General features: G+C 51.5%; 15 protein-coding genes. 11 read left to right on the forward strand and 4 right to left on the reverse strand.

The features are described from left to right. Window positions 1-11 precede the first annotated feature (11 nt). Entirely contained in the window at window positions 12-431 is a 420-nt protein-coding gene (gene yedD, locus EL098_RS08255; RefSeq protein WP_126355792.1) for a lipoprotein YedD, read from the forward strand. A 37-nt stretch (window positions 432-468) separates the two neighbouring features. Here yedD and amyA read toward each other — a convergent pair whose 3' ends face one another. The 4 genes from amyA to fliD all read right to left on the reverse strand — a co-directional run bounded on the left by amyA (window position 469) and on the right by fliD (window position 4,234). Then, window positions 469-1,956, reverse strand: a complete 1,488-nt coding sequence (gene amyA, locus EL098_RS08260; protein WP_126355793.1) for an alpha-amylase — start codon at window positions 1,954-1,956, stop codon at window positions 469-471. 68 nt (window positions 1,957-2,024) lie between these two features. Then, window positions 2,025-2,387 carry a flagella biosynthesis regulatory protein FliT gene (gene fliT, locus EL098_RS08265; protein WP_126355794.1) on the reverse strand — a complete coding sequence of 121 codons (363 nt, stop codon included), beginning with the start codon at window positions 2,385-2,387 and terminating at the stop codon, window positions 2,025-2,027. Beyond that, the gene (fliS, locus tag EL098_RS08270; protein WP_126355795.1) at window positions 2,387-2,797 is read right to left on the reverse strand and encodes a flagellar export chaperone FliS; all 411 of its coding nucleotides are present in this window, start codon (window positions 2,795-2,797) and stop codon (window positions 2,387-2,389) included. The genes fliT and fliS overlap by 1 nt, the downstream gene beginning before the upstream one ends. Before the next feature lie 9 nt (window positions 2,798-2,806). After that, window positions 2,807-4,234, reverse strand: a complete 1,428-nt coding sequence (fliD, locus tag EL098_RS08275) for a flagellar filament capping protein FliD (protein ID WP_126355796.1) — start codon at window positions 4,232-4,234, stop codon at window positions 2,807-2,809. A 411-nt stretch (window positions 4,235-4,645) separates the two neighbouring features. Here fliD and EL098_RS08280 point away from each other — a divergent pair, with 411 nt between their 5' ends. From EL098_RS08280 to dcyD, 10 genes are all read left to right on the forward strand, one after another. After that, window positions 4,646-5,494: a flagellin N-terminal helical domain-containing protein gene (locus EL098_RS08280; protein ID WP_126355797.1), complete on the forward strand. Its 849-nt coding sequence runs from the start codon at window positions 4,646-4,648 to the stop codon at window positions 5,492-5,494. A 95-nt stretch (window positions 5,495-5,589) separates the two neighbouring features. Continuing rightward, window positions 5,590-9,282 carry a glycosyltransferase gene (locus EL098_RS08285; RefSeq protein WP_126355798.1) on the forward strand — a complete coding sequence of 1,231 codons (3,693 nt, stop codon included), beginning with the start codon at window positions 5,590-5,592 and terminating at the stop codon, window positions 9,280-9,282. Between the two features lie 194 nt (window positions 9,283-9,476). Continuing rightward, complete coding sequence (locus tag EL098_RS08290) at window positions 9,477-11,396, forward strand: glycosyltransferase family protein (RefSeq protein WP_126355799.1); 1,920 nt, start codon at window positions 9,477-9,479, stop codon at window positions 11,394-11,396. Further along, on the forward strand, window positions 11,377-12,897 hold the full coding sequence (locus EL098_RS08295; RefSeq protein WP_126355800.1) for a glycosyltransferase family protein: 1,521 nt from the start codon (window positions 11,377-11,379) through the stop codon (window positions 12,895-12,897). Before EL098_RS08290 ends, EL098_RS08295 begins: the two co-directional genes overlap by 20 nt. Before the next feature lie 112 nt (window positions 12,898-13,009). Then, entirely contained in the window at window positions 13,010-14,158 is a 1,149-nt protein-coding gene (locus EL098_RS08300) for a DegT/DnrJ/EryC1/StrS family aminotransferase (RefSeq protein ID WP_126355801.1), read from the forward strand. Next, window positions 14,155-14,805, forward strand: coding sequence for an acetyltransferase (locus EL098_RS08305; RefSeq protein WP_126355802.1), 651 nt, complete (start codon window positions 14,155-14,157; stop codon window positions 14,803-14,805). Before EL098_RS08300 ends, EL098_RS08305 begins: the two co-directional genes overlap by 4 nt. A gap of 202 nt (window positions 14,806-15,007) precedes the next feature. After that, entirely contained in the window at window positions 15,008-15,727 is a 720-nt protein-coding gene (gene fliA / locus EL098_RS08310; RefSeq protein ID WP_126355803.1) for an RNA polymerase sigma factor FliA, read from the forward strand. 38 nt (window positions 15,728-15,765) lie between these two features. Then, window positions 15,766-16,311 carry a flagella biosynthesis regulatory protein FliZ gene (gene fliZ, locus EL098_RS08315; RefSeq protein ID WP_126355804.1) on the forward strand — a complete coding sequence of 182 codons (546 nt, stop codon included), beginning with the start codon at window positions 15,766-15,768 and terminating at the stop codon, window positions 16,309-16,311. An 86-nt stretch (window positions 16,312-16,397) separates the two neighbouring features. Beyond that, a complete protein-coding gene (gene tcyJ / locus EL098_RS08320) occupies window positions 16,398-17,198 on the forward strand; it encodes a cystine ABC transporter substrate-binding protein (protein WP_126355805.1) in 801 nt (266 codons plus the stop codon). A gap of 118 nt (window positions 17,199-17,316) precedes the next feature. Then, window positions 17,317-18,303 (forward strand): D-cysteine desulfhydrase, encoded by a 987-nt coding sequence (gene dcyD, locus EL098_RS08325; RefSeq protein ID WP_126355806.1) that lies wholly within the window; start codon window positions 17,317-17,319, stop codon window positions 18,301-18,303. Window positions 18,304-18,309 lie beyond the last annotated feature (6 nt).

The raw sequence follows: 18,309 nt of genomic DNA on the forward strand, positions 1-18,309 counted from the left end.
CAGGATAGACGATGAAGAAGCTTTTAGTATTGGCGGCGCTGGTGGCACTGAGCGGCTGCGTCGAGGTTAGAGATTATGGGCAGGTGGTGCGTACCGAAGCGCCGGCCGGCATGGCAGGCTACTGGCAGTCAAGCGGCCCGCAGAGCGAGCTGGTGAGCCCTGAGGCTATTGCCTCGCTGGTGGTCACGCCGGCAGGCGATACCCTTGACTGCCGCCAGTGGCAGCGGGTGATTACGGTACCGGGGAAGCTGACGCACCTGGCTGGTGATCTGCGCAACGTAACCGTTAAGCGTGAAATTTACCCCATCGAGCGCAACGGCGATACGCTTGAGTACGCCGGAATGACGTTGAAGCGCGTTGATCGTTTGACGACGGAGTGCGCTGATTACCTCGCCAAACATCCTTTGGACAGTAAGTTAACCAAAGGGTAAGAGAAGAACGCCCCTCTCCATCAAGGAGAGGGGGAAATTACAGCACATCCTCCAGCACCCAAACGCTGACGCTGCCGCCGTTACAGGTAAAGGTGGCGCTGCCGCTTTGATCGGTATGCACCGTCTCCTCGCGATTGCCAAGATAGTCTCGCCAGGTCTTCTCGCCGAAGTTTTCGCCGAGCGTCAACGTTTTCTCACCGTTGTCCCCGTTCGACATGACCACCACGCAGCCGGGGGCTTCGTCGGTGCCGCTGCGGCTAAAGGCAATGCAGTTTGGATGATCGAACCACAGGGTTTGTATGCCATGGGCAAAGCGTTCCCGGGCATGAATCAAATCATCGAGCTGCTCAATCACCGGCATATCGATATGGTAGTTTTGGCCGTCACCGCCTTCATCGTCGTAGCTGGCGCCGAAAAGGTCAGGATAGAACACCGAAGGTACTCCGTTTTCACGCAGCAGGATCAGCGCATAGGCCAGCGGTTTAAACCAGGCCTCGACGGGGGCCTCCAGCGCCTGTAAGGGCTGGGTGTCGTGGTTAGCCACAAGCGTGACGGCATGGAACGGGTCAGCCTCCACCAGCGTACCGGTAAAAATCTGGCTCATGTCGTAATCCCGCCCGAGCCTCGACGCCTCGTGGAATTTCATCTGCAAGGGCGCATCAAAGAGCATCGTTTTTCCCTCGACCTGCGCGATGTATTCCTGCAGCTTGTCGACCTCATGCGACCAGTATTCGGCTACGATAAACAGCGGCTCCTCCGCCACCTGCTGTACGTGTTCAATCCACTCTTTGTAAAACCAGGCCGGAATGTGCTTAACCGCATCCAGCCGGAATCCGTTGCAGTGTGTTTGTTCCATAACCCAGCGAGCCCAGAACTTCAGCTCTTCGGTTACCGCGCGGTTGCGAAAGTCTATATTTTCGCCCATCAGATAGTCGAAATTGCCCAGTTCGTCGTCAACCTGGTCGTTCCAGCCATCGCCGGTATAGTCGTTGATGATTTTAAAAATGCCGTCTTCGTCCGGGTTTTCAATATGGTCGATGCCGCTAAAGCATTTGTAGTCCCAGATAAACTCCGAATATTTCCCGGCGCGAGCGGGGAAGGTGTAGCGCGTCCACGCCTCGCATTCGATGACTTCTGGCGAGATGTCGTTTCTGTTTTCTTCGTTTACCCTGTTGACGCGGATCCGCTCTTTTTCGTCAGCGCCCATTTTGTGATTTACCACAACATCCAGCAGCACCGAGATATTGTTATCCCGCAGGGCTTGTATGGCCGCCAGCAGCTGGGTTTTATCCCCGTATTTGGTGGGGATGCTGCCTTTCTGGTCAAATTCGCCAAGGTCAAAGAGGTCATAGCAATCATAGCCAACCGAATAGCCGCCCGCGCTGCCTTTATAAGCCGGAGGTAGCCAAACCATGTTGATGCCGATATCGCTGAGGGTGGATGCCCGGTCTGAAACCTCTGACCAAAGCTTGCCGTCGCCGGGGAAATACCAGTGGAAAAACTGTAACAGGGTAGGGTTCTTCATCTCGTCCGTGCTCCAGAAGTCATTTAGCTGACCTCTGGAGTATGGTGCAAATCATCGCAGCCGGCGTGCTATTGATTAAAATCCAGCGGAAAGAGCACGTTTCCTGAAAGTTCACCATAAGTGTTGGTGAGCGATTTTTGCTTGCCAGAATGGTCTATCAACTCTCGCAATTCTTCCATTCTCCCCTTCAGCAGGCTCTTAAGCTCTGCCTCGTTCGCCAGAATGCTGGCGAGGATCTCTTTCGCCTTTTCCTGATGCAGGGCATTACCGGGTGAAAGGGGGTGGCGAGCAATCTGCTCCACCAGCGTGACGTACTTAATTTCCTGTTCGATCAGCTCATCCCATTTCCCGGAGTGAGCCAGGTTGAGCATCGTATAACTTAGCGCCTGCAGCGCCTGCCAGTGATTAAGGGATGAGATGAAATCATTCATCAGAAAGAGTCCTGAGTGGGTGTGGTTCCAGGGCCGATTTGCTTCCAGGCGCTCGCGATATTGTTCAACAGCCCTTCAACTTCAGCGATGATGTTGACATCGTTATAGAGGTTCGCCTGAAGCAGACGATTGACCATATACTCGTAAAGTGCCGACAGGTTGTGTGGAAGATCGCCACCCACTTCCATGTTAAGTCCAGCCTTCAGGCCATTATCGATAATGTTAATCGCTTTGGTAATGGCCTGACCTTTGGCCGCGGTGTCATTTTGCTCAATAAAGAGACGTGCTCTGATCAGGGCACTGAGTGCCCCATCAAAAAGAATGACCACCAACTGATGTGGACTGGCGCTCAAGACCGCCGTTTCAAGGCCGACATTTTGATAGGCCTGAACACCAGAGTTACTATACATACCAGCTCCTTAGCTCTTCTTATCAAATTGTTGAGTCAGGTAGGTTGACGTGTTGTTCAACGAACTGACTAACGTGTTAAGACTGGTAAACTGTGTTTTGTAGCGAGCCATCGTCGCGTCAATTGAGGCAGACATTTTGTCATAGTTGTCGCTGAGGGTTTTCAGCGTACTGTTGATCCCGTCTTTGGCGTTCTGGATGACGCCGCTGCTGCCGGATGTGGTGCTCAGCATGGCGGTCAGGGTGTTATTCATCTGGGTTGCAAAGCCGGTTGTTTTTCCGTCACCGATAAAATAGGCCTGCACCGCCTGAGGGTTATCGGATAACGCCTTCGTTAATGCCGCATCGTCTACCTTCAGGTTGCCCAGCGTACCGTCTGCCCCTGTCACCGTATCCTGATTTACGCCAATCTGGGCCATAATAGCGATGGCACCGCTTTGTACGTTGGTCAGTTGGCTGCGAAGCTGAGACTGAACGGAACGTACCGTACTGTCGCCCAGCAGCGCGCCGTTGTTGGATGACTGATCGTTGCCTGCACCAACTTTCACATACTTTGTCAGACTGGTGATCGTTGACTGCAGCGCATTATAGGCCGTGACCCAGTTATTAATGGCCTTTTTGTTTGCATCCGTTGCGCGGTCAACGGTCAGCGTTTCATCCGCAGTACTTTGTGATTTCAGGGTAAAGGTCATACCAGGGAAGGCGTCAGAAATCGTGTTCGACTGACGTTCGATCTTGATATTGTTCACCGTTACCACGGCATTCTGAGAGTTGGTTAAGACGTTCAGCGCACCAGTTTTAGTAGTGGAGTCGTAGCCAATTTTACCCTGAAGGGTGTCATCACCGGTCACTTTCACCGTCATGTCACTGTTCTGGCCTGTCGTCTTCGAGGTCAGCATCAGGCGGAAATCACCGTCGCTGGCTTTTACAACGCTTGCGGTAACGTTGCCGTTTACCTTATTGATGGCGCTCGCAATCCCGTTCAGGGAAGTATCACCATCGGCCAGGTTTACCGTCAGCGGAGTGGTGGAACCCGGCTGCGTAATGGTTAAGGTGCGCGTGCCGCCGGTGGTGCTTCCCAGCAGTTCGGTACCGGAAGCGTGGCTGGCGGACGTCAGGACCTGTGCCTTGGCCATCTGATTTACGTTGACGATAAAGTTACCCGGCGTCGCTGTACTGTCCGTGGTCACGCTGAACGAGGTGTTAGTGCTGCTGACGCTGGTTGAACTCCAGGTGTCTTTGTTACCCAGTGCGGTCGTCGCCGTTTGCAGGCTTTGCAGCGCACTTTGTAGCTTGCCGTAAGCGCTCAGTTGGGCATTGTAGGTCGCTTGCTGATTGGTAATGGTAGTTAGTTTGGTTTTTTCAGCAGTTTCCAATTTGTCATAGAGATCGGACAATCCCAGACTGTTCCCTGCGTTGAGATTACTGATTCCAGCCATACATGTCTTCCTCAAAGTCGATGGGTAGTTTCAGTCAGTTATCGGCGAGCAGGTGGAAAAGTTTACTGTGAAATAAAAAAAATAATCAGCGGAATAGACGGGTGAGATTGGGGCTTATAAAGCGATTGTGTTATGTGGTTGCCTTAATATATGTCTACTTTGCGCTGGCTGGTTAAATATATTCTTACAAATAGCCCGTTAGTCGTCTGTTTTCAATATTCGAGGCAGACAGATTTATGCAGGTTAAGTGGTTTTTTTAGGTTTTAATTCCTTTTTAATCAGTGTGTTGAATTTTTTTTCATGATTAATTCTAAAGTTGGTACGGGGGGCGTCGATAACCTTGTTGACGGTGAGAGACGCCGTGAGTGTTAGGCACCGAACCTAAACCCAAATTTTTAAGGAATTAAAACTATGTCAGTTATCAATACTAACCTGCTGTCCCTGAGCACGCAGAACAACCTGAACAAATCTCAGTCTGCACTGGGTACTGCTATCGAGCGTCTGTCTTCCGGTCTGAAAATCAACAGCGCTAAAGACGATGCTGCTGGTCAGGCGATTGCCAACCGTATGACCGCTCAGATCAAAGGGATGACTCAGGCTTCCAGCAACACCAACGACGGTATCTCCCTGATTCAGACTACCGAAGGTAACCTGAACGAAATCAACACCAACTTGCAGCGTATCCGTGAACTGTCTGTTAAAGCAGCGAACGGCACCAACCAGCAGAGCGACCTGGATTCCATCAACACTGAAATCAACCAGCGTCTTCAGGAAATCAACCGTATCTCTGGCTCTGCTAACTTCAACGGCAAAAACCTGCTGGACGGTTCTGCAACCGGCGGCGTGAGCATTCAGGTTGGCGCAAACACCTCTGCTAACGACCGTATCTCTATCGGTAGCGACTCCCTGATCAACGCCAGCGCAAGCGGCCTGGCTTCTGGCACCGTTCTGACCGGTAACGTTACTATTGCTACATCCGGTGGCGCAAGCGATGTAACCAAAGCTGTTGATACCGCTCTGACCGCAGTGAACAACGCACGTTCTAACCTGGGTGCGCTGCAGAACCGTTTCGAGTCTACTATCAACAACCTGAACAACTCCATCACCAACCTGTCTGCGGCACAGTCCCGTATTCAGGATGCTGACTACGCGACCGAAGTTTCCAACATGAGCCGCGCGCAGATTCTGCAGCAGGCTGGTACTTCCGTACTGTCTCAGGCAAACCAGGTTCCACAGGCGATGCTGTCTCTGCTGCGTTAATTTTAACGTCAGATACAGTTCTAAGAAAAAACCCGGCACCTGCCGGGTTTTTGTTTCACACTAGCGACATCGTTCCTCTGATTAAAACGGAAACTATGAAAAGCATCCTGATTTGCATTGATAAATTCGAACATTTTAATCAAATTGAGACGACGTTTTGCGATGTTATCGAGTACTTTCTTCAGCAAAACTGGCAGGTCGATGTTGTTGCCAATAAGGTAGGGCGCTATTGGTTGACGCGTCTGGAAAACCATGCCCAACATCAACATGTCCGTTTTGTGCCGCCTTCAGAGCATGAACTGCGAGCTGAATATGGGCTTATCTGGATTTTCCAGGGTTATGTCAGCGAGCAGCTTAATTTTGCCCTGCGCAAACAGGCAATCAAAGGTAAGGTGGTTTTCCAACACTTTGATTATTATGCAGATATAGATTTGCCCTACGGTGCCGATCTGGAAAATAGCCTGGCCTGGCAAAGCCTTTATTTTTCCGCGCAAATGCACTTTGTGCTGGCGGATAAAGGCATTAATTCGAATAAACTCAGGCCGCTACCGCTTTCGTTTTCACCAGAGTTTTCAGCAAATAGTGATGTTCAATCCCGCGATGGCGCGTTAAAAACTGCCCTTGTTATCCACTCAGGGAACATTCCGGACAGCGAACGTCAGTGCGAGGCTTTTAAAGTCCAGGGCATTGAGCTGCATTACTATAACCTGGACTTTGCCGTTGAGCCCGTTAGCGCCGAGCTGATGGCAAGCTACCCGCTGATTATCACCACCGGCAGATTCGCCGTGCAGGCGATGAGGCTTGGCATCCCGGTAGTACTGGCGAACGGCTATTCGACAGCGGGTTACCTTAATCAGACAAATTACCCCAAACTTGCGGAAGTAGCATTTAGCGTCCGTAACGGCGTTGCGATTAGCGATTCAGCCGACTGGGCTCGTGCCGTTGTCGAAGGTTATGCTCGCGCGCGCAAATGGGCGCGGGAATTACAAAAGCTGGTCAGTAAACAGTGCGACCTTGAGCATTTGCTCGAAGGTATTGTAGCGGCGCTTCCTCCCGCAGAAACGCTGTCCATCAATGATGAGGAAAGCCGCAGCCTCGAATTGCACAGAAAGGTGATGGAGGGGCTGGATCATGAAAGTGTCTCCGTCCAGGGGTGGCTGGCAGACAGAAAACCTTCGCCAACCCGTGTGGCGATTCTTCACTCTTTTATTCAGTCTTATCCAGAGTTTGGCCAGATTGCCGTTGCGGTGATTGATACTGATGGCGATGCAGACAAGTTGGCGAAAACACTGCAATCATTAAGCGCACAGCATCTGGGCGCACAAAGCGTTACCGTGATAAGCCAGCGTCCTCTTCTTGATGTCGAGGGAGTCAATTTTATAAGTGATAAAGACGGCGTTAGCCAGGCCCTTAACCAGCTAGCCAACGTTACGGATGCTCGCGGAATTTTAATGCTGACTGCGGGTAGCAAACTTGAGCCGCACGCCTTATTACTCTACGCAGAATACAGCCTGCGAGAACCGCAGGTAGCGGCCTGGTATTGCGATGAATATGTTGTTGATGAGTGCGGCGAGCCTCAGCTTTCCTTAAAACCGGACTGCGATATCGATTTGCTGCGTAGCGTGCCCTACATCGGCAGTACACTGTTCATTACCGTAGAAAGCTGGCGGGAGCACGGCGGGCTGTCTGCGTCGTACCCGCTGTTTGCCGGCTTAGATTTTTGTTGGCAACTGATTGAAAAACATGGCCCTGCGAGCCTTGGGCACGTTAATGATGTGCTGGTGAATGTCCCGCACAGGCTAGAAAGCCTGATCAAACAGCCGAAGATAAGCGCCGAGCTTGCCCAGGTGACGAACGCCCATTTCCAGCGCTGTGGTCTTGCTGCCCAGGCAGAAGCCAATGGCTACAATGGTGCGCTGCGGGTTGTATATCCACTGCCCGTCGAGCCTCTGGTTTCTATCATTATTCCGACCAGAGATCAGTTGCCGTTACTCAGGCAGTGCATCGAGTCCCTGGTTGAAGTGACGCGCTATCCGCATTACGAAATTATCATTGTTGATAATGACTCTCAGGATGAAAGCTGTCGGGATTATCTTAACCAACTGGCCGGTTTTTCACCCGACAGTATTCGAGTACTCCGCTGGAGTAAGCCGTTTAACTTTTCAGCGATGAATAACCTGGCGGCAGCGCAGGCGCGTGGGCAGGTGCTGTTGTTCTTAAATAACGATACCCAGTTGATGGATGCCGACTGGCTCACCAGCCTGCTTCGCCACGCGTTACGCCCTGAGGTCGGAGCAGTCGGTGCACGTCTGGAATATCCAGACGGGCGAGTTGAACATGGCGGGTTTATCAACGGTCTTGGGCTGGGAACTCAGGTTGCCAACCAGGGGGCTGGAGCAGAAGATGCCGGGTTCCTGTTACGGCTTCAAACGACCCGCGGCGCAGCGGCTGTAAGCGCAGCTTGCATGATGGTGCGTGCTGACGTGTTTGCGGAAGTGGGCGGTTTCGACGAGCAAAATTTCCCACTCTATCTCGGCGACGTGGATTTATGTTTGCGTTTGCGAGAGCTGCATTATTTAACCCTCTGGACACCGGACTCTCGTGTTAAGCATCTGGGAGGTGCGACGCGTTTGTTCACGGAAAAATTCGGCATTGCGGCTCACCCTGATGATGAGGTCTTCATTCGGCTGCAGGATAAATGGGGTAAGACGCTGGCCAAAGACCCGTTTTATAGCGGCCATCTGGCGCGGGTAGGGTCTCTCTTCCGTCTTGGGACTCGTACGGCGCGTATTCAACCTCCTTTGCCGGGCAACCCTCTGCCGGTGGTGATGGCATCACATGTTAACTGGACCGGCTGCGGCAACTATCGAGTGATGAAGCCCTGGCAGGCGCTTGAGCGGACACTGTGTCTCGAAGGCGGCGTAATACATGGCTTTCCCTCGGTTATGGAGGTTGCCAGCGTCCAGCCTGATATGCTGTTGCTCGAACTCCCACTCGACGATCGCTTACCGGCTATGATGCAGCAGTATCGCACGGTCAGCTCGGCCAAACTTGTGCTTGAGTATGATGACAATTATTTGAATCTCTCGGCGAAAAACGCCATGGCGTCTAACTTGCCAAAAGATATGCAGCGCCGCCTGCAGCTGCTTTCTGAGCAAGCTGACTGGCTGGTGGTTTCGACGGAACCGCTTGCTCATGCATACCGTGAGTTCCACAGTGATATTCGTGTGGCGCAAAACCGCCTCCATGTCGAGCAGTGGGCACATCTGAAGAGCCGTAAACGTGAGGGTAAAAAGCCTCGAGTCGGCTGGGCGGGAGGCAGCAGTCACACAGGCGATCTTGAGCTTTTATTGCCGCTCATGAAGGCGCTTGAGGATGAGGTCGACTGGGTATTTATGGGCATGAAGCCAGAGGGGGTACGCTGCGAATTCCATCTTGCGGTGCCGTTTGAGCTGTACCCGGAAAAACTGAGTACGCTGGATTTAGATCTTGCTCTGGTGCCGCTTGAGAATAACGTGTTCAACGAATGCAAAAGCAATCTTCGTTTGCTGGAGTTGGGCGCCTGTGGCGTACCGATTATCTGTACCGATATTGAACCTTATCGCGGTGATTTACCGGTTACCCGACTGCCAAACCGCTTTGCAACATGGTTAAGTGTTATTCGGGAGCAACTGGCCGATCGACAGGCGTTAAGCCTGCGTGGTGATGAGCTGCGAGCGGCTATCCACAAGGACTGGCTGCTGCAGAATGAAGGACTCAACGACTGGAAGCAGGCCTGGCTAGGCTAATTATTCATGATCGACAGCTTGCCCTGCGGGGCAAGCGTTAATGCCAGGATATAGCCCCCAATCCCCACGGTTATTCATCCCTTAGTTCATCCTGTCTGCGGCAGAATATCCATAATACCGGCCAGTGAGCCGTTTAACTTGCCTGACGGTGGCGGAGTCTTAGCCGTAGCCGTTCCTCATTTCAGGAAATGAAGATGTCACCTCAGCTTGAATATCCTTACCTCCTAATGGCCCCGAATTACCGTGAATCCTCTCTTGGTATTCAGGTAATGCACCGGCTTTGCCATAACATTAACGAGGCTGGGGGTAGAGCATGGATGGTGGGCTGCACGGTTAACCCGCAGTGGAATACGCCAGCATTAACCAATGAAGAGTATCAGACGCTCTTATCGGGAGACCTGCCGTGGATCGCTGTTTATCCCGAGGTGGTTTCGGGGAATCCACTTTCGGCGCCGATTTGTGTTCGCTATATGCTTAATCGTGAAGGCGTGATTGCGGGGAATACGATCGACGCTGGCCCTGACGATCTTTTTTTCTGGTATCGCGCAGAGTTTGCTGAGAAAGAGGCAACGCCTGATTTACTGAAAATTGAAAGCTATGACATCGATCTTTTTCAGGATGAGGGCGGTGTAAGAGATCGGGATCTTCTGTATGTCAACCGCGTGCCTGAAGACCGCATCGACTGGGCTCGTCTGCCGGCAAATATTACCGTGCTGTCAATGCGCAATCCTTTGTCATTTGAGCAGCTCGCCGCCGTGCTAAAGCGAGGACGCAGGCTTTATACCTATGAATCTTCAGGAACATGCATATTGGCAATGCTGTGCGGCTGTCCTGTTATAGGGCTTGAAGCACAGGGCTATGAAAAATATGCGCTCAATGAGAGCTTTTTGTCTGATTATGGTGAGTACAGTTTTACCAAAACCGATACTCCTGAATCACTTAATCAAGTGCGGCAGCACATGGGAGAATTTCGCGAAAATTTCCTTACCCAACGTGCCGTAACAGACCGTCAGTTTGAAGTATTCCTTCAACTTTCCCAGCGTGAAGCAGGGAAACTATCACAGCGCCAGTACCTCAGCACTTTAGCGGGTTGGGTAAAACATCGTTCGCTGCCGGTATTGCCCGATGTTCTGAACGCAAACAGGAAGATGCCCCGGCTGCTGGTGGTGATAAATCAAAACGAGTCGTCTCATGAAGCCGTTAGCGAGACGCTGAATTCTCTCCTTCCACAGCTGGTATCCTCCCCGGGAAGTAGAGTATTGGTTGTAGGCCAGAGTCTGGATAACTGCAGTGCAGACGAATGTGTAGAGTTCGTGGCCGAGCATGACTGGAAGCGGCGTGTACAACGTTACGCAGAACGCGCAGCATTTGACTGGTTGCACTGTATTGATGCCGGAGTGACCTACGCGGCGGAAGGATTAACGCTTTGCGCACGAGCGCTGTTATCCGTCGGAAGCTGTAAAGCGATTTATCCTGATGAAGTTTTGTTGAGTCAAGATGGCGGCTATAAACCAGCGTTTAAACCAGACTTCAATCTGGACCTTTTTTTAAGCTCTCCCCATCGTTATTTGCGACGGGGATTTATTGAACGCCAGGCGCTGCTGGATGTGGGCGGAATCTCCTCTGCCTTTAGCGGGGCCTTTGAGTTTGACCTGGCGGTCAAACTATTTAGCCGGTTTGACATTGCTGCTCTGGGCCATTTCAGCGAGCTGGTTTCTGTTGTCCCAGAAGCCATATTTGACATGACAAACGAGCGTGAAGAACAGCAGATCCTTGAGGCGTACTTGTCAAACCGTGGATTTGTTGCAGCCCAGGTGCTGCGTAAGTCCTCCTCAGGCGTGTGGAAGATAAGCTATGGATCGCCTTCAGCAGAAATGGTCAGCGTCCTGATGCTGGCTGGGGATACGCCAGCTTTGTTAACCCGTTGTGTGGTGAGCTTTATTCAAACTACGCCTTGGACGCATTATGAGATCATCATTGTTCAACCCCATACGGTCAATGAAGCGATGCGGCAGGCAATCGCTCATCTTGTAGAAAGCTATCCGGCTTGTGTTCGGGGGGCATGTTACGACGGAAACGCAAAACCCAGCGAGGATGTTGAACCAGGCGATTGAGACTGCGCGTGGTGACCTGTTACTGCTGGTCGATAATACTATGCTATTTGTGTTAGACAGCTGGCTACCAGAACTTCTCAACCATACCCTTCGCCCGGAGGTAGGCCTGGTCGGTCCCAAAATTATTAATACCAGCCAGCAAGTCTTCAGTGCCGGATTGATTCTTGGCGCTGAGGAGTGGGTAGCTCAGGCTGGATGGGGGGCTAACCTGAGAGATGAAGGTTATATGGCGCGCCTGCAGAGCGACCAAAATTATTCGGCTCTCAGTCATCTGTGCATTATGTTTCGAAAAGTGGCCTGGGAAGGCGCCGGCGGCTTTGACGAGAGTTACTCTTCCCTCGAACTGACGACCACGGCCTTTTGCCTTGCCGTGCGAGAAAGCGGTTATTTCGCCGTATGGACACCTTATAGCATTGTGGCTTCAGACAGAAACGTGGAGAGCTTTGCTGACTTACGCTACGGTGAGGAAAAACAAAGTATTATCGCTCGTTACGCGAGTCTGTTCCGCGATGACCCTGCTTATAACAAAAAGCTGTCTTTGCGCTTCCCGCTGTTTAAAGAAGAGAGAAATCTTTCGCAGCACTGGAACCCGGTAAGAGAGACCGGGATACCGACATTTTTAGTCATAGGGCGAGATTTTTCCGCAGGGAATGTCGCCAGATTTATTCAGCTGTGCGAAGCCACCGGGCAGCAGGGAAAAGCCAATTTTTGTCTTCTCGATAATTGCCCTTCCTTTACTGAAATATTGCGCCTATCCCCGCAGGGGATTGTGATTTTTGGCGACATCAGTAGCGAAATAAAGCAAGCGATAAGCCGATACAAAACGCTGTCTAAATGCAGCGTGAAATATTTGGTAAGCGAACGCGAGATACCCGCCGGTGAAGAAAGCATCCTGATAAAGGATGTTGTGGATAGCATGCTGGTGGAGAGTCTCGAACAAAAGGGACAATTAGAAAGAAGCGGTATAGTCACGCAGTTATTACCTCCAGCCCTTGTAGAAGATTGGTGCGCAATGCCGGAGAGCATTGAGGTCAAACGCATCAAAAAAGTGGCAGTTTGTATGCCCGATCAATTAAACCACGATGAGTGTGCCTTTTTGGGCAGGTATATTGAGCTGACGGCAGAGAAAGTGGACTGGGTTCTTTTAGGTGAGCATCCAGCACCGTGGCGCCCATGGGTAAAAGAGACCAGAAGGGTTCGTGGCGCAACACTTTCGCCTTTTCAACTCAATGAGATCAAAGCCGATTTGTTTGTTTTGCCGCAGCGGGCAGGGGAGGACTGGAGTGGCGACAACCACAGAACAATACGTGAGTTTGCTGCCTGCGGTATCCCGACATTGAAGCTGGAGATGACGGTCTGTCCTGATGGTAAAGACCTTAGTCTTTTCCTCTCAACCCTTGACCGTGAAGTGGCCGGGAATCTGGCTATTACAACCCAGAAATACTATGAGTTTACAGGATCTAAAGTGGATGCTTTTGTACGCATATTATCAACAGAGTGACGCAGCATGCCGTTAAGGAAATAGCGCTAAGAATTGGTGCTTATTGAGCCGATAGGTTTTGATCGGCTTCATTATGCTATCGGTAGCGCTATTTTACGTAACAGGTTGCTTCATGAGCAAGAATATCTACGTCACCAGCCCACTCCTTCCTCCGCTTGAAGAGTTTATTCCTTATCTTGAGCGGATTTGGGAAAATAAAAATCTAACCAATGGTGGCGTTTTCCATCAGCGTCTGGAGCGGGAACTGGCCGAGTATTTGGGCGTAGAGCACCTTTGCCTGTTCTCGAATGGTACGCTGGCGTTATTAACCGCATTGCAGGCCCTGCGCATTACTGGCGAAGTTATCACTACGCCATACTCATTTGTTGCCACCTCACACTCATTGCTATGGAATGGCTTAACGCCGGTGTTTGCCGATATCGATCCTGTTACCTGCAACATTGATCCGAATAAACTCGAGCAGCTTATTACGCCTGCAACATCCGCAATTTTACCGGTGCACTGTTATGGTATTCCTTGTGATGTTGAACGGATCCAGGGGATTGCGGATGCGTGGGGGTTAAAGGTCATTTATGACGCGGCCCATGCGTTTGGCGTTAAGCAGGATGGGCAAAGCGTACTGCGATACGGCGATCTGTCAATTTTAAGCTTCCACGCGACTAAAGTTTTTAACACTTTCGAAGGTGGCGCGATCATCTGTCCGGACGCCAAAATGAAGCAGCGTATTGATTACCTGAAAAACTTTGGCTTTGCGGGGGAAACGACGGTCGTTGCGCCAGGGATTAATGCCAAAATGAATGAGGTTCAGGCTTCATTTGGTCTGGTGCAATTACAGCATATCGATCGTGCATTGAATGAAAGAGAGCATATCTACAGGCGCTATTGTGAATTACTGGCAGACGTTCCTGAAATCAGCACGTTCAGTGCTCCGGACAACGTGGAATGGAACCACGCCTATTTTCCGGTATTGATTAATGATAGCTATCCGTTGAGTCGCGATGGTTTGTATGATTATCTGAAACAACATGACATTTATGCCAGACGTTATTTTTATCCATTGATCAGCACATTCTCTATGTATCGACATTTACCTTCTGCCCAGGCTGACTCTTTACCTGTGGCGAGCGCCGTATCGGAAAAAATATTATGCCTGCCCATTTTTCCGGGGCTAAAGGACGAGGATCTGCAACGTATCATCACCCTGATTCGTCAACCTATTGCTAACTCAACTACCCCTCTCTTAACGGATGATGTGGCATGAGATTAGGTATTTTAGGTGGCGGTGGATTGGGGCGGGAAGTCCTGGTCCTGGCCCGACAGATTAACTCCGCAGGCCGATGGAGTGAGATTTTTATCATCGATGACTTCATTGCGGCTAAAGAGATGCAGGGCGTTAAAGTCGTTCGTTCCTCTGAGGCGGTCTATGACGATGTAGAATTAGTTATTGCCATCGGTGAGCCCTCTGTCCGTGAAACGCTCGCTAAGCAATTTATAACGAAGTGTCCTCTTGCGACCTTGATTCATCCACAGGTATTTATTCCTGAAGATACGAAAATTAGCGCTGGTTGCATTATCTTTCCCGGTGTCTTTATCTCTTGCAATGTTACGCTGGGTGATAATTGTATTGTTCAAGCTCAAAGCGTTATTGCTCATGACTGTACGATAGGGGCGCACACGGTATTCGCCAGTCACGTTACGCTGGCTGGCCGTTGCCGTTTGGGAGAACGAGTATTTCTGGGAATGAGCTGTGCGGTAAAAGAGAACACAGAGATTGGTAACGATGTCATTATTGGTATGGGAGCGATGGTGTTTACTGCTATTTCGGACCGCAGTATTGCCCGTGGCAACCCTGCGGTCGTCACCGTTAATGAGTTGTGCAGAAAGGTATTTAACTCCCGCAATGAATGAGATAATTATGTCGTTTATGCCCAGCAATTAAAAATAATGTTTTTTTGTAAAAAGATGAGATAAATCGATAATCGATCAGAATTTCGACTTTTTGATGATAACCCCCAAATAACCCCCCATTTCACCCACTATTCATCCGATTAAAACCCCTGCAGAAACGGATAATCATGCCGATAACTCAACTAACGCAGGGCTGTTTATCGTGAATTCACTGTATACCGCTGAAGGTGTAATGGATAAACACTCGCTGTGGCAGCGTTATGTACCGCTTGTGCGTCACGAAGCATTGCGCCTGCAGGTACGTCTGCCGGCGAGTGTGGAGCTTGACGATCTGCTACAGGCAGGCGGCATCGGGTTGTTGAATGCAGTCGAACGTTACGATGCCCTGCAGGGAACGGCATTTACTACCTACGCGGTGCAGCGCATCCGTGGGGCGATGCTTGATGAGTTGCGCAGCCGTGACTGGGTGCCGCGAAGCGTCAGGCGAAACGCTCGCGGTGTGGCACAGGCGATTGGTCAACTGGAACAAGAGCTGGGGCGCAACGCAACCGAGACGGAAGTCGCGGAGCGGCTGGAGATCCCGCTCGAAGAGTATCGCCAGATGTTGCTCGACACGAATAACAGCCAGCTCTTCTCTTATGATGAGTGGCGTGAAGAGCATGGCGATAGTATTGAACTGGTCACCGAGGAGCACCAGCAGGCAAACCCGCTACAGCAATTACTGGACAGCAATCTACGCCAGCGCGTGATGGACGCTATTGAAGCTCTACCTGAACGTGAACAACTGGTGCTGACGCTCTATTACCAGGAAGAGCTGAATCTCAAAGAGATCGGCGCGGTGCTTGATGTAGGTGAGTCTCGGGTCAGCCAGCTGCATAGCCAGGCGATCAAGCGTTTGCGTACTAAACTGGGTAAGTTGTAGGGAGTGCCGCACAATTATCTGACGACCTGGGAATTATCATGACGGTGCAGCAGTCAAAAAGACGGCCATTAAGCCGCTATCTCAAAGATTTCAAACACACCCAGACACATTGTGCACATTGCAGTAAGCTGCTTGATCGCATCACGCTGACGCGCAGCGGGGTGATCGTCAATAAGACCACCATCGCCCAACTTGATACGCTGATTGATGAAGCCACCTGGTTTATCGAACAGAAAGAGTGGATGGCGCTGTGTCGTTTTTGCGGTGATTTACACTGCAAAGAACAAAACAACTACTTCGATATTATTGGCTTCAAACAGTATCTGTTTGAGCAGACCGAAATGAGCCACGGGACCATTCGCGAATATGTGGTTCGCCTGCGCCGTCTGGGCAACCATCTGAGTGAACACAAGGTCCCGCTTCCCGGCTTACTACAGGGCCTGATCGACGAGACGCTGGATGCCTGGCTACCCCGCACCAGCACCAATAATTACCGTATTGCCCTACGGAAATATTGGCAATTTCAGCTGCAAGGCCATGCGATCCCACGCCAGGAAATTAGCGCAACCTCCGATATATACTAAATTTGCATAAGATGTAGCGGACTGGTTTTGCTCTATCCCGGACCGGCCCGCTACACTACCCAAAAATGTAAATATTCGGGGTAAACATGAAGCTAAAAATGATGGGGCGTCAGGCGCTGATGGGCGTGCTGGCCGTAGCGTTGGTGGCCGGTGCAAGCGTAAAAACCTTTGCGGCTGAAAATCTTCTCAATAAAGTTAAAGAGCGCGGCACGCTGCTGGTGGGGCTGGAAGGCACTTATCCGCCGTTTAGCTTCCAGGGCGATGACGGCAAGCTGACCGGCTTTGAAGTTGAGTTTGCCGAGCAGCTGGCGCAGCATCTCGGCGTCAAAGCGGCGCTCAAGCCGACCAAGTGGGACGGCATGCTGGCGTCCTTAGATTCTAAACGTATTGACGTGGTGATAAACCAGGTCACCATTTCCGAAGAACGTAAGAAAAAATACGACTTCTCTACCCCGTATACTCTCTCCGGTATTCAGGCGCTGGTGAAAAAAGGCAATGAAGGCGGCATTAAAACCGCAGCCGACCTGAAGGGTAAAAAAGTCGGCGTGGGCCTTGGAAGTAACTATGAGCAGTGGCTGCGTGAAAACGTGCCTGGCGTAGATATTCGTACCTACGACGATGACCCAACCAAATATCAGGATCTGCGCGTCGGCCGCATTGACGCGATTCTGGTCGACCGCCTGGCCGCGCTGGATCTGGTGAAGAAAACCAACAATACGCTGGCGGTAGCGGGGGATGCGTTCTCTCGTCAGGAAGCTGGCGTTGCCGTGCGTAAAGGTAATGACGATCTGCTGAAAGCCATCGACGCGGCCATCGCCGAGATGCAGAAAGACGGTTCTCTGGCTAAGCTGTCCGAAAAATGGTTCGGTGCGGACGTTACTAAGTAACGCGGTATCACAGTGAAAAGGTGCTGATTTCAGCACCTTTTTTTATTTACCGCAGAGAGGAAAACCCCCTCTCTGGTGCATAATGAAACTGGATATCGATATCGGCTCAGGAGGCCCTATGTCACTGCATCACCTAACGCGTTTTCCTCGTCTGGAATTTATTGGCGCGCCCACGCCGCTGGAGTATTTACCGCGCTTTTCGGACTATCTTGGCCGTGAAATCTATATTAAACGTGATGACGTGACGCCAATGGCGATGGGCGGCAATAAGCTGCGAAAACTTGAGTTCCTTGCCGCAGATGCGCTGCGCGAAGGGGCTGACACGCTGGTGACCGCCGGCGCCATTCAATCTAACCACGTTCGCCAGACGGCAGCGGTGGCCGCGAAACTCGGACTGCACTGCGTGGCGCTGCTTGAGAACCCTATTGGAACCCAGGCCGAAAACTACCTGACCAACGGCAACCGCCTGCTGCTCGATCTGTTTAATGTCGAAGTCGAAATGTGCGAGGCGCTGAACGCTCCGGATAAGCAGCTTGAAGCGATCGCCACGCGTCTGGAAGCGCAGGGGTTCCGGCCTTATGTTATTCCGGTTGGCGGATCCAATGCGCTTGGGGCTCTCGGCTATGTCGAAAGCGCGCTGGAAATTGCCCAGCAGTGCGAAGATGCGGTAAACCTGTCATCCGTGGTGGTTGCCTCCGGCAGCGCGGGGACGCATGCAGGCCTGGCGGTCGGCCTTGAACAGTTGATGCCGGACGTGGAGCTGATTGGTGTGACCGTTTCAAGAACCGTTGCGCAGCAAAAGCCAAAAGTCGTCGCGCTGCAGCAGGCCGTTGCGCACTCTCTCGAGGTGAGCGCCAACAGCGATATCATCCTCTGGGATGACTACTTTGCGCCCGGCTACGGCACGCCAAATGAAGAGGGGATGGAAGCGGTAAAACTGCTGGCCAGACTTGAAGGCATTTTGCTGGATCCGGTCTATACCGGTAAGGCGATGGCCGGGTTAATCGACGGCGTGGCACAAAAGAGATTTAAGGATCAGGGGCCCATCGCCTTTATTCACACCGGCGGAGCGCCTGCGCTGTTTGCCTACCATCCCCATCTGTAAGCGGCG

It is taken from the genome of Cedecea lapagei, assembly GCF_900635955.1.
In the GTDB taxonomy this organism is placed as follows: Bacteria; Pseudomonadota; Gammaproteobacteria; order Enterobacterales; family Enterobacteriaceae; genus Cedecea; species Cedecea lapagei.

Bases quoted from the DNA above. Each gene is read 5' to 3' on its own strand.
- EL098_RS08280 (WP_126355797.1), top strand. From the start codon at position 4,646: ATGTCAGTTATCAATACTAACCTGCTGTCCCTGAGCACGCAGAACAAC.
- EL098_RS08290 (WP_126355799.1), top strand. From the start codon at position 9,477: ATGTCACCTCAGCTTGAATATCCTTACCTCCTAATGGCCCCGAATTAC.
- amyA (WP_126355793.1), bottom strand. From the start codon at position 1,956: ATGAAGAACCCTACCCTGTTACAGTTTTTCCACTGGTATTTCCCCGGC.
- EL098_RS08305 (WP_126355802.1), top strand. From the start codon at position 14,155: ATGAGATTAGGTATTTTAGGTGGCGGTGGATTGGGGCGGGAAGTCCTG.
- tcyJ (WP_126355805.1), top strand. From the start codon at position 16,398: ATGAAGCTAAAAATGATGGGGCGTCAGGCGCTGATGGGCGTGCTGGCC.
- fliT (WP_126355794.1), bottom strand. From the start codon at position 2,387: ATGAATGATTTCATCTCATCCCTTAATCACTGGCAGGCGCTGCAGGCG.
- EL098_RS08285 (WP_126355798.1), top strand. From the start codon at position 5,590: ATGAAAAGCATCCTGATTTGCATTGATAAATTCGAACATTTTAATCAA.
- fliS (WP_126355795.1), bottom strand. From the start codon at position 2,797: ATGTATAGTAACTCTGGTGTTCAGGCCTATCAAAATGTCGGCCTTGAA.
- dcyD (WP_126355806.1), top strand. From the start codon at position 17,317: ATGTCACTGCATCACCTAACGCGTTTTCCTCGTCTGGAATTTATTGGC.
- fliD (WP_126355796.1), bottom strand. From the start codon at position 4,234: ATGGCTGGAATCAGTAATCTCAACGCAGGGAACAGTCTGGGATTGTCC.
- EL098_RS08300 (WP_126355801.1), top strand. From the start codon at position 13,010: ATGAGCAAGAATATCTACGTCACCAGCCCACTCCTTCCTCCGCTTGAA.
- EL098_RS08295 (WP_126355800.1), top strand. From the start codon at position 11,377: ATGTTGAACCAGGCGATTGAGACTGCGCGTGGTGACCTGTTACTGCTG.
- fliZ (WP_126355804.1), top strand. From the start codon at position 15,766: ATGACGGTGCAGCAGTCAAAAAGACGGCCATTAAGCCGCTATCTCAAA.
- yedD (WP_126355792.1), top strand. From the start codon at position 12: ATGAAGAAGCTTTTAGTATTGGCGGCGCTGGTGGCACTGAGCGGCTGC.